This window comes from Streptomyces vietnamensis (assembly GCF_000830005.1).
GTDB classification, from domain to species: Bacteria; Actinomycetota; Actinomycetes; order Streptomycetales; family Streptomycetaceae; genus Streptomyces; species Streptomyces vietnamensis.
The window spans coordinates 6,338,386-6,352,176 of sequence record NZ_CP010407.1 but is presented as its reverse complement, the minus strand read 5'-3'; the positions used below and the strand labels follow the sequence as shown (position 1 = coordinate 6,352,176).

The window sequence follows — 13,791 nt, the reverse complement described above, 5'->3', positions numbered from 1 at the left end:
ATGCACGACAGCCACACCGAGGCCCCCACCAACCAGCCGTTGGTGGCCACCAACCCTGTCCCGGGCGGAGCAAGTTGGGGCGGAAGCAGTGCTTCCGCCGTACCCGCCCCCGAAGGGACGGGAGAGGACCTGCACCAGGGGGCGCAGGTCCTGGAGGCTTCGACCGAGGGCGGATCGAAGCCGGGGAAGGAGGAGAAGCCGAAGTCCCGCCGTCGCGAGCGCCGTGCCCGTCAGCGTCCGCGTCAGCCGCCCGCGAAGAAGCGCCATCATCAGCATTCGGCCCGTTTCAACGACGACGAGTACGCGCTCGTCGCCACCGCCGCCGCCCAGTGCCATCTGACCGTCGCCGGCTTCCTCGCCCGTGCCGCCCTCGCCGCAGCCCGCGACCTCGGCCGCACCAGCGCTGAGATCGCCACCGAGCGCGACATGCTCACCGCGCTGTTCGACAGCCGGCGCAAGCTCGGCTGGGCCGGCAGCAACCTCAATCAGGCTGTGAAGGCCCTCAACTCAGGCGCGGACACACCTCAGCTGGAGGCCGCCACCGCCGCGGTCCGGCGAGCCGCCGACGCCGTGCACGCCGCCGCGACCAGCATCCTCGAACGACGGCAGGCGGCGTGATCCCCAGCATCAACCCGCCCGGCGACCGGACCATCGGCCTGCTCGCCTACCTCTACGGCCCCGGCAAGCGCGAGGAGCACGTCGACCCGCACCTGGTCGCCTCGTTCGACGGCATGGCCCCCGATCCGGGCCGCGACCCGGGCGCCACGCTGAAGGCGCTCCAGCGGCTCCTGGACCAGCCAGTCCAGGCGCTGCCGGAGCACGCCCGTCCCGCCAAGCACGTCTGGCACACCTCCGTCCGCACCGCGCCCGGCGACCGGATGCTGTCCGACGAGGAGTGGGCCGAGGTGGCCCGCAGGATCGTCGCCGCCACCGGGATCGACCCGGGCGAGGGGCAGCCCGGCTGCCGCTGGGCCGCCGTACGGCACGCAGACGATCACATCCACATCGTCGCCACCCTCGTGTGCGAGGACGGCACCCGGCCCGACGACTTCCGCTCCGGCAAACGTGCCCAGGCCGAGGCCCGGCTCATCGAGAAAGAACTCGGCCTGCACCAGGTCGCGCCCGGCGACGGCACCGCTGCCCAGCGGCCCACCAGCGCCGAACGGCACAAGGCCGAACGGCAGGGACGCGAGCGCACCGCCCGCGAGGAACTCCGCGAGACCGTACGACGGGCCGTGGCCGGCGCGACCGGCGACGAGGAGTTCTTCGACCGCCTGGCCGCCGCCGGCCTCCTAGTCAAGAAGCGCGTCGCTCCCTCCGGCGACCTGCTCGGTTACAAGGTCGCCTTGCCCGACGACCGCAACAAGGACGGCGAGCCCGTCTACTACCCCGGCGCCCGCCTCGCCCCCGACCTCTCCCTGCCCCGGATCCGCGAACGCTGGTCCATGGACCAGCCCGAATCTCCACCGCCTCCCGGGCCGATGGCACCGTCCGCCGCACGTCGGCATGCAGCAGCTGCGCTCTCAGATGCGGTCCTCCTCGTCCACAACGGCGAAGACGCCGTCGCCGCCGCGCACATAAGCGCCGCCGGAGAAGTCCTCGACGCGCTCGCCAAGACCTCCGCCGCCCACACCCGCCACCAACTACGAGAGGCCGCCTGGGCATTCGAGCGTGCCACCCGCTCCCACATCCGCGCCGCACGCGGACACGACCAGGCATTGCGGCAGGCCGCCCGCGAACTCGTCCGCGGCGGGCCTGCCCTCGGGCGCGGCGAGGACGGCGCCACTACGGCCATGGCCATCGACGTGCTGTTGTTCCTGATCACCGCCGCCGCGCACTGGCACGCCAGGAAGGGTCACGCCCAGCAGGCCGAAGCGGCCCACCAGGCCGCCGAGCACCTACGCAGCGCCTACCGGGTCGCCGCCGAGCAGCCGCTCGCCGTCCTCCACCAGCGCGGCCGGAACCTCGCCCGCCCGTTGCTGGAGAGACAGGCCGCCGCCGTGCGGGCGGCGATGCCCCAGCTGGCTGAGCAGGTACTGGCTGAGCCCGGCTGGCCGTCCCTCGCTGCCACGCTCGCCGACGCCGAGGCCGCCGGCCACATCTCCGCCGCCCTCCTTGCCGACGCAGCAGGACGCCGCGAGCTGGGCACCGCAGAGTCAGTCAGCGACGTACTGGTGTGGCGCGTACGGAGGATGACCGATCTGCCCGCCGACCCGCATCCCGAGTACCTGGCCGTTGTCGGACTCAAGCGCGATGCTGCCGCGCCAGGGCCGGCCGAGGCGCTGGGAGCCAGCACCGCAAACGCGCCTGTCCGACGACGCTAAGCCACAGATCGGACGGCGAAACATAGCCGAGAATCCCCGGTTAGCCTAACCGGGGATTCTCCGCACCATGGATCTATCAGCACCCACCCCACCATGTGAGGAGAACACCCTTGCCCGAAACCGATTCCTACCTCCGCGCCGACATCTTCACCCTGCTCATCGACACCGACTTCCGGATCCATCCCGACACCGGAACCTTCTCCCACTACGACGGCCGCCCCTTCACCGACGAGGAACAGGCCACCGTCCTCCTGGCCAACCGGGACGAGCTCGAAGCAACCCTCGAGGTCCGTCTCCTCATCGACACCGAGATCCAGAAGAAGATGGGAACCGCCGGACTGAACATCGTCCTGGCCCCGTACGACGATCAGCCCAACGAGGACTTCACGCTCGGAGACGTGATCACCCACCGGCCCCACGAAGGCCCCTCCGACATCGAGCGCCTCGCCTACGTGATGAACGGCCTTGTCCCCGGCAAGCAGTAACACCAGCCCCAGGCGGCTGAACCCGTAACACCAGTCGCCCCGACAGTGGGCTCGCCTGGGAACCTCGGAGAACACAACGGCAGCCGGGATCATCTCCGGCTGCCGTTCGTGTCAGAGCCACCCGCCCAGGGCAAGGAAGCGCCGCCCCTTCGTGCCACCGCCTGCTTCCCGCTGGGCGCGACCCATCTGAATGAGGCCGTAACCGGCCTGGCAGTCCACCCACCCTGTCCCGAATCGGAACAGAGACCTGCCGAACGATCAGCCGCTGTGGTTGAGGACGTTGCCGTTGACGCAGTGGTTGACGGTGCTGCCGTCCCACGCGCCACCCACAGGAACGACCGCCAGCTCCTGGAAACAGACGGCAGCGGCACTGAAGTTCCAGTTGTTCGCGGCGTTCACCCCCTGCCCGAAGTTGCTGTCATTATCGGCGTGTGCAGGGGTAGCCAGGGCCAGGCTCGTGAGGGCCAGGGCGGCAACAGAGATGATCTTCTTCATGTCCCGCCAACCGCCGACCATCCTCTGCGGTTACGGCAGCACAGCAACAATCCGCCTGAGGCCCCTCAGCCTGGCGTCCATGTGGGTACCGTGCTGGTGACGAACTCGGTACGGACAGCCCGGCACAGCCCGCACGGCCGTCCGGCGGTTGGGGAGGTGTCCTGATGCTGGAGGAAGCCGAGGAGATCGGCCGGCGCGTCCGTAGGGCGCGGCTGCGTCTCGGGATGCCGCAGGCGGACCTCGCCACGGCCCTGGGGAAGTCGCAGGGCTGGGTGTCGAAGATGGAGCGGGGCCTGATCGAGCTGGACCGGGTCGGGCTGCTCAACCAGGTGGCAGCCGAGCTGCACGTCCACCCGAACGACCTGATCGGACGGCCGTACAGCAGCTCCCCGGACGACAACCAGTGGCAGATCGCCGCCTCCTCGATCCTGCGCGAACTGCGCCGTTACGACCTCGCCCCGGTCTTCGACGGGACGCCGCGACCCGCCCCGCAGCTGTGGCGGGAAGTCACCCGTCTGCACCGGCTGCGCGACACAGCCTCCAACGTGGCGATCCTCCGTGTCCTGCCGGACCTGTTCCGCGAGGCGCGGGCCCTGGCCGAGGTCTCGGAGGGACATGAGCGGGAGGAGGCGTACGCGATCTACGCGGTGTGCTGCAAGTTCGCCCACACCGCCGCCCACTCCCTCGGCCACCCCGAACTGGTCGCGATGGCCTGCGAGCGGGCCGCCTGGTCGGCCCGGCTTTCCGGGGACCCCGTGCTGCCCGCGGTCGCGGACTGGATGCGGGTCTGGGACATGTGGGCGACGGCCGACTGGGCGGACGCTCTGACGCTCTCGGACAAGGCGATCGCCTCGGTGCAGCAGGCGTACGAGCACGGCGAGCCGCTGGCCGTACGGGCCTGGGGCACCCTCCAGCTCCGGGCCGCGGTCTCGGCCGCCCGCGCCGGCCGCGCGACCGAGGCGGAGGACCGGATCGGGTACGCGAAGGACGCAGCCGAGCGGATGGACGCGTACGTCGGGGCGCCGGTGTACGACCGGCACTCGCTCACGTTCTCCGCTGGGAACGTGCAGATCCACGCGATCAGCGTGGCCCTGGAGATGGGCGAGCAGGGCAAGGCCCTGGAGATCAACCGCCGCACCAGCCCCGAGCTGGTCGGAGCCCTGCCCAACTCCCGTCAGGGGCACCATCACATGGACATCGCGCGGGCCTGGCTGTGGGACGGCAACCGGGACAAGGCCCTCGTCGAGCTGGAGACCGCCGAGCGGATCGCCCCCCAGCTCGTACGGAACCACCCCATCGCCCGCTCGACCCTCCGGAGCATCGTCTACGCCGAACGTGCAGCCACGCGGGAGAAGTTGCGGCGCATGTCCGACCGCTTTCACCTGGACGGATAGGGGTCGTATTCCTCCGGCTCATATTCGGGGTCTTGGGCGTCCCTAACTTCGAGGGCATGACCGGACGAAGCCTCTCGCATCTCCCCGCTCAAGGAGCCGAGTTAGGAACGGCGGCTCCTTTCCTCCCCCAGCTCGGCGACCTCGCCGCCGACACGGCCCGCGAGGGCCGGGTCGGTGTCGTGGTCACCCTCCCCGGTGAGGGCTCCGCCACCACCTACCACCTGTGCCCGCCCGGCGGCGGTCCCGCCTGGTCCGCGCCGGCGGACGGCACGACGCTGCGCCCGGTGCCGGCGCAGGCCACCCACGCCACTCTGCTGCCGGGCCGTGACGCGGTCTACGACCCGCGCGCCCGCCAGGGTTCGGTGCCTGTGACGATCCACTTCGAGGACGGCTCGTCCTCCGAGGGGGCCCTCATCCTCACCTCGGTCGAGCTGGAGCGGTTGTACGCGCAGACCTGCCGCCTTCTCGACAGGCACGAGAACGTCCTCGGTGAGACCTCGTGAACAGGGCCCGTCACCGCGTCCCTCGCCCCGCGCCCCGTATGGGTCCGGACCGCAGCGGCCGGACCGCCCTGACGTTCCTCGCCTTCGTCGGCCTGGCCGGGCCCTCCTGGGCGCTGCGTACCCAGGCCGTCCAGCTCCTCGACGCCACGGGCGACCGAGTGGCCATGGCCGTGCCGGACGTCGTGCCGCCTTCCCTCGTCACCGGCCGCTGAACGGCCCTCCGCCGAGGAGACCCGGAGCCTCCCCGCACCGCTCCCGCACCACTCGGCGGAGGGCGACCAGCCCCGCCCCTTGGAGCCACACCACCTCTGACCACCTGCGACCAGGAGGTTCTGATGGACCTTTCCCCTGCCCGTACGAGAGACGTCGACGCTGTCACCGTCCGTCCCGGCCGCCCGCTCGCCGGCACGGTCCGGGTGGACGGCTCGAAGAACGCGGCTCTGCCACTGCTGACCGCCGCCGCGTCCCTGGGCCGCGGGGTCCGCCTGTCCGGCATCCCAGCCAGCGCCGACGTGCAGAGGATGCTCGGCCTGCTGGAGCAGGCCGGCTACCGCGTCGCCCGCCCGGTCGCCGAGCCGGGAGCCGTCATCGTCACGCCCCAGGAGCACCCCGCCGAGGCGCCCGACCTGGCCGACGCCGCCCGGATCCGGGCCTCCTACTACCTGGTGGCGCCGCTCCTTGCCGCCTACGGGCAGGCCGCCCTGCCCTGGCCCGGCGGCTGCCGGATCGGTGACCGCGGCATGGAGCTGCACTTCACCGTCTACGAAGCGTTCGGCGACACCGTCCTGCTCGACGACTCCGGATACCGCGTCCTGGCCGCCGACCGGGGCCGGGGCCGGGACAAGGTCGTCCTGACGCTGCCGTTCCGCTCGCGGGGAGCGAGCATCGCCGCGATCTGCCGGGCGGTCGTGGCCGGCAGCCGTCTGGAGCTGGGCAACCCCAACCTGTCCCCGGAGACCACGGGCGTGCTCGCCGCCTTACGGTCCGCCGGATGGACGGCCCGCGCCGACAGCGACACGATCACGCTGGCCCCACCGCTGGGCATCCCGGCCGGAACCGTCGCCTGGGCAGTTCCCGGCGACAAGATCGAGGCGGGCACGCTGGCCTGCGCGATCGCCGCCACCGGCGGTGAAGGTCGTGTCGAAGGCGTCGCCGGATCGGATCTCAAGGTGCTGGCCGGCCTGCTGGACTGGGCCGGCATCCCCGTCTCCCTCGCCCCCGACGCGATCACCGTCCACCGGGCCCACACCATGAGCGGACGACCGCTACGGGCAGTCGCTTCCCTGACTCCGGACGGTCTGGACGCCGACTTCGAGCCCGCACTGATGGCCCTGGCCCTCACCCTGCCCGGCACCCACCTGTTCGCCGACGACATCAACCCCGGCCGTCACGGCAACCTCCTCCCCCAGCTCGCCCGGCTCGGGGCCGTGGTCGAGGAACTCTCGCCCACCCGCTGCCGCCTGGCCGGCCCCCAGCGCCTGAACGGCACCACGGTGAAGGCCACCGACATCCGCACCGGCTCCGCCCTCCTGATCGCGGGCCTCGGGGCCCGGGGCGCCACCACCGTCAGCGGCCTCGACCAGCTGCGGCGCGGCCACGCCGACCTGCCCGCCAAGCTCCGTGCTCTCGGCGCCGACCTCACCGACGTACCGCGATGAGCAGGAAGTACGGCCAGATCGTGGCCACCACCGACCTGCACTCCGCCCTCGACCAGGCCCACAGGCTCCTGCCGCACCTGCACCACCTCAAGGCGTCCTCGCTCATCGCCGACTGCGGCGACTTCTTCGAGGGCACCGGCTACTACCGGCTGGGCAAGGGAGCCATCGAGCGGGAGATCCTCACGACGCTGTACGACGTGCTCGCTCCCGGCAACCACGGCTGGCCCCACTACTTCGATCCTGGACTGCGCGAGATGACGGTCTGTGGCAACGCCGTCGACGAGGCCACCGGACGACCGTTGTTCGACCGTCTCCGTGTCGTCGAGGTACACGGCCGTCGGGTCGCCGTCACCGCGGTCATCGGCGTGAGCGCGTTCCTCACCATCCCCGCCGGCCAGCGGGCCGGACACCACGTCACCGACCCCGTGACCGCGCTGCACGAGCTGATGCTGGAACACCACCACTGCGTGGACTCGTGGATCGTGCTGTCCCACTCCGGCTTCGACGAGGACCTCAAGCTCGCCGGTGCCTGCCCGTTCGTGGACGTCATCTTCGCCGGCCACTGCCACAGCGACACCTACGGGCCGGTGCACGTCGGCGACACCCTCGTGGTCAAGGGCGGTGAGCTGGCCGCCGGATACGCCGCCGCCGAGCCGGTCGGCTCCGGCTGGGCCGCCCGTACCGCCGTCTTCCCCGCCCCGACGACGGTCCCGGACGACCTCGCCGCCCTGGACGAGAAAATCAGCTCTACCTGCCGGATGCTGGCCACTCCCCTCGGCACCCTCGACGAGCCCTACCGCGACACCGTCCTCGACCGCCGCCGGCTCCTCCAGGACATCACCGCCCGGCTGCACACCGGCCTCGGCGCCGATGCTGTCCTCCTCAACGAAACCGCCCTGCGCTCCACCCGCCTCGGCGACGTCCTGACGCTCGGAGACCTCCTGGCCATCGAGCCGTTCGACAACCAGCTCGTCCATGTCTTCCTCCCCGACCAGTACGCGAAGGACCTGGAGGGCCTGCTGACACACGTGACCGAGCACGTCGGCCCGCTGGCCTTCGCCCCCCGGCCGCTGCCGCAGGGCATCCGGTCCGTCCTGACCACCGACTACCTCGCCGACACCTACCTCGGCGGACGCACCCACCAGGCCGGCCTCCGCCTCGGCGAGGCCGTCCGCGGAACCATCGCCACGCCCTTACCCCGGAGCGAGAACAAGGACGGTGCCCGATGATCCTCACCGGCCCCGAGATCACCGCCGCCGCCCGCGACGGCCGCCTGGCCATCAGCCCGTTCGAACCCGGGCAGGTCAACCCCAACAGCTACAACGTCCGCCTCGGCCACACCCTGCTGACCTACACGAACCCGGTCATCGACGCCCACCAGGCGAACCCGACCACCACGGTCGAGATCGGCGAGGACGGGTACGTCCTCCAGCCCGGCGAGCTCTACCTCGGCCACACCCTCGAACAGATCGGCTCCGACACCTTCGTCCCGCTGCTCTTCGGCCGCTCCTCCGTCGGCCGGCTCGGCCTGTTCGTCGAGATCACCGCCCCCATCGGCGACATCGGCTTCCACGGCCAGTGGACCCTGATGCTCTCCCCGATCCGGCCCCTGCGCGTGTACGCGGGCATGAAGATCGGGCAGATCATGTTCTTCGTCTCCACCGGCGACATCGACCTGTACGCGGGCAAGTACCAGGCCGCCGACGGCCCCCAGCCATCTCACTACTGGCGGGACGCCGCACGCGTCGGGGTGGTCGCCTCGTGATCCTCACCGGCCCCGCGATCACCGCCGCCGTCCGTGCCGGCGAGATCACCATCGCCCCGTACGACCCCGCCCGCGTCTCCCCGAACGCCTACGACTGGCGCCTCGGCAACACCCTCCGCGTGTGCGCCGGGGACCTCGACGCCGCCGTCCCCACCGCCTACACCGAGCAGACGATCCCCACCACCGGCCTGCTCCTCCAGCCCGGGCTGCTCTACCTCGGCGTCACCCACGAGCGGACCGGATCGGAGGCGTACGCGCAGATGCTCAACGGCGACCGCACCATCGGCGCACTCGGCATCTGGGTCCACGTCTCCGCCCCGCTCGGCCACCAGGGCCACGCGATCCGCTGGACCCTGGAGATCCGGGCCGCCCGGCCCGTCCGCGTCTATCCGGGCATGACGTTCGGCAAGCTCGTCTTCCTGACCACCCAGGGCGCACCGGCCAGCTACCAGCAGCAGCTGGCGAAGTACGCCGCCACCGAGGGCATCGACATCTCCCGCCTTTACGAGGAGATCGCCGGAGGCAGCCGATGAGCTCCCTCGCCAGACCCGCCCCGGGGCTGATGACCGCCACCTTTCTGGACCTGCCCGCCGGCAGCCCCGGGGGCAGTGTCGAGCTGTTCCTCGACCTCTACACCGGTGAGAAGCCCCTCATCCCCGCGAGGGCCTTCATGCTCGCCCCGGCCGGACCCCGCCCCCGGACGCCGGCCGGCCTCGACCTGCTCAGCGCGGGCGGCAAGTGCCTGGAGGGACCGGCCTTCGGCCGCTACGTCGCCGCCCTGCGCAGGGCTCTGACGGCCGCGATCAACCCTTCCGAGATCGACGTCCTGCACCTGCACCACCTCGCCTTCGGCGCCACCCCCGCCCTGCTGAGGGCCCTGCCCACGCACCCCCGCATCGCCCTGGTCCACGGCACCGACCTGATCTTCGCCGAAGCCCACCGCGACCAGCTGCAGGTCCTGCGGGCGACCGCCAGGGCCGCCGACGCCATCGTCGTCCCCACCGGCGCCATGGCCGACCACCTCCTCAAGCTCGCCCCGCAGACCGACCGCCGCAAGATCACCCACATCCCCTGGGGCATCCCCGACCGGCTCCTCAGCAGCCCACCCGTCCGCCCCACCCATCCGCCGAGGAGCCACCTGCGGCTGCTGTACGCGGGCCGGCTGACCGCAGAGAAGGGCGTCGAAGCCCTGATCCGGAGCGTGGCCCCGCGCCAGGGCGTCGAGCTGTCCATCGCCGCCCCCAGCGCCCAGTACCGCGCGCTGGCCCCACGGCTGCAACGGGCCGGGGTGAGGGCCAACTATCTCGGCTGGCTCCGCCGTCCCCAGCTGTGGAAGGCGTTCGCCGAGCACGACGTGCTCGTCATGCCTTCCACGACGCTGGAGGCCATGGGCCTGGTCGCCCTGGAAGCCCAAGCCTGCGGCCTCCCCGTCCTCTACCAGCCCGTCCCCGGCCTCAGCGAAGCCCTCGCCCGCTCCGGGTTGGCCACAGACTTCACCCAGCCCACCGCCCTCGCCCGGGACCTGGACCGCCTGCGAACCGAACCCGGCCTCCTGCCCGCCCTCCGGCAGGCCGGATACGCCAACGCCGCCCGGTACCCCCTGTCGAAGACCGCCCGAGAACTGGCCGACCTCGGCCGCCAGCTCACCTGAGAACCAGCCGGGGCCGGGCAACGCCCCCACGACCAGCGGCACGCCGTTGCCCAGCCCACCCGGCTCACGTCACTACGCTGGCCGCTGGGATACCCACACGAAGAGGGAGACCATGCCGTACCGCACCGACCGCATCGAGAACCTGCTCAGCGAAGGCGTCCGCGACAAGGTCTACCCGGGCGCGGTGTGGGCCGTCGGCGACTCCGGCGGAGTCCGGGCAACGGGCACGACCGGGGTCCTGGACCCCGACGAACCGAACGTGAGGATGCGCCCGGACAGCGTCTTCGACGCCGCCAGCCTCACCAAGATCCTCGCGGTCTGGGCCTCCATCGGAGCCCTGTGGGAGGACGGCGTCCTCGACCTCGACGCCCCGCTCGGCACCTTCTGGGACGAGGTCGCCGGCCACCCGCTCGGGTCCGTGACCGCACGCCAACTCCTGACCCATACCGCCGGCCTCCCTCTCCGGGCCCAGCTGAAGAGCCTCTACGGCACCGACCCGGCAGGCATCCGCCGTGGGGTCCTGCACGAAGCCCTCAACCGACCGCCCGGCGAAGCGGTCGAGTACACCGACCGGGCCGCTCTCATCCTCGGCTACCTCGCCGAACACCTCTCCGGCCGACCTCTCGACCAGCTCTGCGAGACGAGGACCTGGCGCCCGCTGGGCATGAACACCACCCGGTTCGGCCCGCTGCCCACCGGCCTCGCCGTCCGATGCGCCCCCACCGAACTCGACCAGGACACCGGCACCCATCTCAAGGGCGTAGCCCACGACTTCTCCGCCCGGCTCCTCGGTGGAGTGTGCGGCATCGCCGGCACCTTCACCGTCCTCGACGACCTAACCGCCTTCCTCCGCTACATGCTCGACCCCACCACGGCCCCCGCCGAGGCTGGCTTCGGCGCCGAGTGGACCACCCACTCCCTCACCGTGCAGACCGGCGGCCTCCAGCCGGAACGCGGCCTGTTCTGGCACCCGGCCCCCGGCACCACCGATGAGCAGGACGTCTGGGTCCACTACGGCTTCACCGGCACCGGCATGTGGATCTCCCCCGCCCAGGACCGGTGGGCGGTACTGCTGACCAACAAGCTCTATTACACCCGCGACCGCCAGCCGCTGACGGACATCCGCAACACGTTCCGCGAGCTGGCATTCACATGAGGCATCCGGCCGCCCTGCGCAGGAAACGCAGCGCGGGTTCGATTGCCGTCATCGGCTCTTGCACGAGGCCCCAGGTCAGTGACCAGGGGCTTCGTCGTTATCCAGGCTCTCGGGGTCTGCGTGCGATTCGTGTGCCGACACGTGGACGGCATCCGTCCCCTGCCCCTTGCTCCACTCGGCCGGTGGTCAATGACCGGCCACCGGCCAGGTTGTCCTGGGCATCTCTCGCTCCTGGTCACGCCACGGCTGCGCCGCGCCCCTCGGAAGCGGTCGGATAATCGGTGTAGCCGTGGGGCCCGCCTCCGTAGAAGCCTTCGGCCAGCGGGGTGTTGAGCGGGGAGCCGGTACGGCAGCGGGTGACGAGGTCGGGGTTGGCCAGGAAATCACGGCCGAAGGAGACGAGATCCGCTCCCCTCCCGAGGGCCTGGGCGGCCGCCCGCGTCTTGTCCCCGTCGCCCGGGGCCGGGGTGACCACGAGGGTCGTCGGCCACAGGGCCCGCAGGGTGGCGTCGAGTGCGGTGCCGGTCTCGGTGTGGTGCAGGTAGGCGAGGCCGAGTGGGGCGAGGCTCGCGACGAGTGTGGTGTACGTGGCGTAGGGATCGGTCTCCGTGAGGTCGCCGAAGGTGTTTCCGGGGCTGATGCGCAGGGCGGTCCGGTGCGGACCGATGGCCTCGGCTACGGCGCGGGTGACCGCGACCGTCAGCCGGGTGCGGCCCTCGGTGTCGCCGCCCCAGCGGTCGGTGCGGGTGTTGGCGTTGTCGGCGAGGAACTGGTGGAGCAGGTAGCCGTTGGCGGCGTGGATCTCCACGCCGTCCATCCCGGCGGCCACCGCCCGGCCGGCGGCGCGGGAGAAGGCCGTGACGAGGTCCTCGATCTCGTCGTCGGTGAGGGCGTGCGGGGTGACGGCAGGCACGCGGCCCGCCGGGGTGTGGACGAGAGTGCGGGCGGCGAGCGCGCTCGGAGCGACCGGGTGGACGCCCCCGGGCAGGAAGTCGGGATGGGCGAGCCGGCCGGCGTGCATGAGCTGGAGGAAGATCCGGCCGCCGCGCGCGTGCACGGTGTCGGCGACCGCCGCCCAGCCGTCCTGGTGCGCGTCGGTGAACAGGCCCGGCGCGTCAGGGCCGATGGCGCCACCGGGGACGGGGTGGGTGCCCTCGGCGACGATGAGGCCGGCCGTGGCGCGCTGCCCGTAGTACTCCGCCATGAGGGCGGAAGGGGTGCCGTCGGTGTGCGCGCGGGCGCGGCTCATCGGCGCCATCACCATGCGGTTGGCCAGGTTCAGGTCGCCGAGCCGGGTGGGCTCGAAGAGGGTGCCCGGGGCACCGGGGATGGCGGTCACGTCAGGTCCTTTCCGTCCAGGTCTTGGCGAGCAGTTCGTACGAGCGCAGGCGGGCGTCGAAGTCCCACGCCTCGCTGAGGATCATCAGTTCGTCGGCGCCGGTGCGGGCGACGAGGTCGTCGAGGCCGCGGCGGACGGTGTCCGGGGTGCCGACGTAGGACTCGGCGAGCATGGCGTTCACCATCTGCGCCTCCTGCCGGTTCCAGAACGTGTCGATGTCGTCGACGGGCGGCAGGAACCGCATCTCGCCGCGGAAGTGGGTGAGGAACTTCTGCTGGAGCGAGCTGAAGATCCGTACCGCCTCGGTCTCGGTGTCGGCGACGACGGCGTTGGCCGCGACGATCGCGTACGGCTTCGCCAGCGCGGCCGAGGGCTGGAAGGAGGACCGGTACAGCGTCAGGGCCTCGTCGAGCTGCTGCGGCGCGAAGTGGGACGCGTGGACGAACGGCAGCCCTTCGCGGGCGGCGAGCGCGGCGCCGAAGGTGGAGGAGCCCAGGACGTACACCGGCAGGTCGACGCCCTCCCCCGGGATCGCACGGACCCTGCGGTCGGTACCGCCCGGGGTCAGGTAGTCGCGGAGCTCCGCGACCTGCTCGGGGAAGTCGGCGCCGCTCGCGTGCTGCCGGCGCAGGGCGCGGGTGGTCCACGGGTCGGTGCCGGGCGCGCGGCCGAGGCCGAGGTCGATGCGGCCGGGGTGGTACGTGGCGAGGGTGCCGAACTGTTCGGCGACGACGTACGGGGCATGGTTGGGCAGCATGATGCCGCCCGCGCCGACGCTGATGCGCTCGGTGGCGGCGGCGACCTGGCCGATGATGATCGCGGTCGCGGAGCTGGCCATGGCGCGGGTGTTGTGGTGCTCGGAGATCCAGAAGCGCCGGTAGCCGAACGCCTCGGTGGCGCGGGCGAGTTCGACGGTGTTGCGCAGGGCCTCGGTGGGGGCGTGGCCGTCGCGGATCGGGGCGAGGTCGAGGACGGAGAGCGGGACGGGCGTACGGGTGGTCATGTCGTTTCCTTTCTGGGG

The 13,791-nt window shown here is 71.7% G+C and carries 15 protein-coding genes; 12 read left to right on the top strand and 3 right to left on the bottom strand.

The annotated features are described in order from the left end of the window. From SVTN_RS45720 to SVTN_RS28535, 3 genes are all read left to right on the top strand, one after another. Positions 1-618, top strand: a complete 618-nt coding sequence (locus SVTN_RS45720) for a hypothetical protein (protein ID WP_245727658.1) — start codon at positions 1-3, stop codon at positions 616-618. Beyond that, complete coding sequence (locus SVTN_RS28540) at positions 615-2,324, top strand: relaxase/mobilization nuclease domain-containing protein (protein WP_041131681.1); 1,710 nt, start codon at positions 615-617, stop codon at positions 2,322-2,324. Before SVTN_RS45720 ends, SVTN_RS28540 begins: the two co-directional genes overlap by 4 nt. 110 nt (positions 2,325-2,434) lie before the next feature. Continuing rightward, positions 2,435-2,809, top strand: coding sequence for a hypothetical protein (locus SVTN_RS28535; RefSeq protein WP_052499336.1), 375 nt, complete (start codon positions 2,435-2,437; stop codon positions 2,807-2,809). 258 nt (positions 2,810-3,067) lie between these two features. Here SVTN_RS28535 and SVTN_RS44395 read toward each other — a convergent pair whose 3' ends face one another. Beyond that, the gene (locus SVTN_RS44395; RefSeq protein ID WP_159026505.1) at positions 3,068-3,304 is read right to left on the bottom strand and encodes a hypothetical protein; all 237 of its coding nucleotides are present in this window, start codon (positions 3,302-3,304) and stop codon (positions 3,068-3,070) included. A 164-nt stretch (positions 3,305-3,468) separates the two neighbouring features. Between SVTN_RS44395 and SVTN_RS28530 the strand changes: the two genes are divergently transcribed. From SVTN_RS28530 to SVTN_RS28490, 9 genes are all read left to right on the top strand, one after another. Then, a complete protein-coding gene (locus SVTN_RS28530) occupies positions 3,469-4,698 on the top strand; it encodes a helix-turn-helix domain-containing protein (protein ID WP_041131680.1) in 1,230 nt (409 codons plus the stop codon). Between the two features lie 56 nt (positions 4,699-4,754). Beyond that, on the top strand, positions 4,755-5,201 hold the full coding sequence (locus SVTN_RS45715; protein ID WP_245727657.1) for a hypothetical protein: 447 nt from the start codon (positions 4,755-4,757) through the stop codon (positions 5,199-5,201). Continuing rightward, complete coding sequence (locus tag SVTN_RS28520) at positions 5,198-5,413, top strand: hypothetical protein (protein WP_041131679.1); 216 nt, start codon at positions 5,198-5,200, stop codon at positions 5,411-5,413. Before SVTN_RS45715 ends, SVTN_RS28520 begins: the two co-directional genes overlap by 4 nt. A gap of 123 nt (positions 5,414-5,536) precedes the next feature. Then, positions 5,537-6,859, top strand: a complete 1,323-nt coding sequence (locus SVTN_RS28515) for a UDP-N-acetylglucosamine 1-carboxyvinyltransferase (protein WP_041131678.1) — start codon at positions 5,537-5,539, stop codon at positions 6,857-6,859. Continuing rightward, complete coding sequence (locus tag SVTN_RS28510; RefSeq protein ID WP_041131677.1) at positions 6,856-8,088, top strand: metallophosphoesterase; 1,233 nt, start codon at positions 6,856-6,858, stop codon at positions 8,086-8,088. The genes SVTN_RS28515 and SVTN_RS28510 overlap by 4 nt, the downstream gene beginning before the upstream one ends. Next, positions 8,085-8,624, top strand: coding sequence for a dCTP deaminase (dcd, locus tag SVTN_RS28505; RefSeq protein WP_041131676.1), 540 nt, complete (start codon positions 8,085-8,087; stop codon positions 8,622-8,624). Before SVTN_RS28510 ends, dcd begins: the two co-directional genes overlap by 4 nt. Next, positions 8,621-9,157 (top strand): dCTP deaminase, encoded by a 537-nt coding sequence (locus SVTN_RS28500; protein WP_041131675.1) that lies wholly within the window; start codon positions 8,621-8,623, stop codon positions 9,155-9,157. The genes dcd and SVTN_RS28500 overlap by 4 nt, the downstream gene beginning before the upstream one ends. Then, positions 9,154-10,275: a glycosyltransferase family 4 protein gene (locus tag SVTN_RS28495; RefSeq protein ID WP_041131674.1), complete on the top strand. Its 1,122-nt coding sequence runs from the start codon at positions 9,154-9,156 to the stop codon at positions 10,273-10,275. Before SVTN_RS28500 ends, SVTN_RS28495 begins: the two co-directional genes overlap by 4 nt. A gap of 112 nt (positions 10,276-10,387) precedes the next feature. Continuing rightward, entirely contained in the window at positions 10,388-11,431 is a 1,044-nt protein-coding gene (locus tag SVTN_RS28490; protein ID WP_041131673.1) for a serine hydrolase domain-containing protein, read from the top strand. A gap of 235 nt (positions 11,432-11,666) precedes the next feature. Here SVTN_RS28490 and SVTN_RS28485 read toward each other — a convergent pair whose 3' ends face one another. Beyond that, entirely contained in the window at positions 11,667-12,770 is a 1,104-nt protein-coding gene (locus tag SVTN_RS28485) for an alkene reductase (protein ID WP_281192559.1), read from the bottom strand. A 1-nt stretch (position 12,771) separates the two neighbouring features. Continuing rightward, positions 12,772-13,773 carry an LLM class flavin-dependent oxidoreductase gene (locus SVTN_RS28480; RefSeq protein ID WP_041131672.1) on the bottom strand — a complete coding sequence of 334 codons (1,002 nt, stop codon included), beginning with the start codon at positions 13,771-13,773 and terminating at the stop codon, positions 12,772-12,774. Positions 13,774-13,791 lie beyond the last annotated feature (18 nt).

Excerpts from the sequence above, each read along its gene's own strand:
- SVTN_RS45720 (WP_245727658.1), top strand. The coding sequence starts at position 1 with ATGCACGACAGCCACACCGAGGCCCCCACCAACCAGCCGTTGGTGGCC.
- SVTN_RS44395 (WP_159026505.1), bottom strand. The coding sequence starts at position 3,304 with ATGAAGAAGATCATCTCTGTTGCCGCCCTGGCCCTCACGAGCCTGGCC.
- SVTN_RS28530 (WP_041131680.1), top strand. The coding sequence starts at position 3,469 with ATGCTGGAGGAAGCCGAGGAGATCGGCCGGCGCGTCCGTAGGGCGCGG.
- SVTN_RS45715 (WP_245727657.1), top strand. The coding sequence starts at position 4,755 with ATGACCGGACGAAGCCTCTCGCATCTCCCCGCTCAAGGAGCCGAGTTA.
- SVTN_RS28515 (WP_041131678.1), top strand. The coding sequence starts at position 5,537 with ATGGACCTTTCCCCTGCCCGTACGAGAGACGTCGACGCTGTCACCGTC.
- SVTN_RS28510 (WP_041131677.1), top strand. The coding sequence starts at position 6,856 with ATGAGCAGGAAGTACGGCCAGATCGTGGCCACCACCGACCTGCACTCC.
- dcd (WP_041131676.1), top strand. The coding sequence starts at position 8,085 with ATGATCCTCACCGGCCCCGAGATCACCGCCGCCGCCCGCGACGGCCGC.
- SVTN_RS28495 (WP_041131674.1), top strand. The coding sequence starts at position 9,154 with ATGAGCTCCCTCGCCAGACCCGCCCCGGGGCTGATGACCGCCACCTTT.
- SVTN_RS28490 (WP_041131673.1), top strand. The coding sequence starts at position 10,388 with ATGCCGTACCGCACCGACCGCATCGAGAACCTGCTCAGCGAAGGCGTC.
- SVTN_RS28480 (WP_041131672.1), bottom strand. The coding sequence starts at position 13,773 with ATGACCACCCGTACGCCCGTCCCGCTCTCCGTCCTCGACCTCGCCCCG.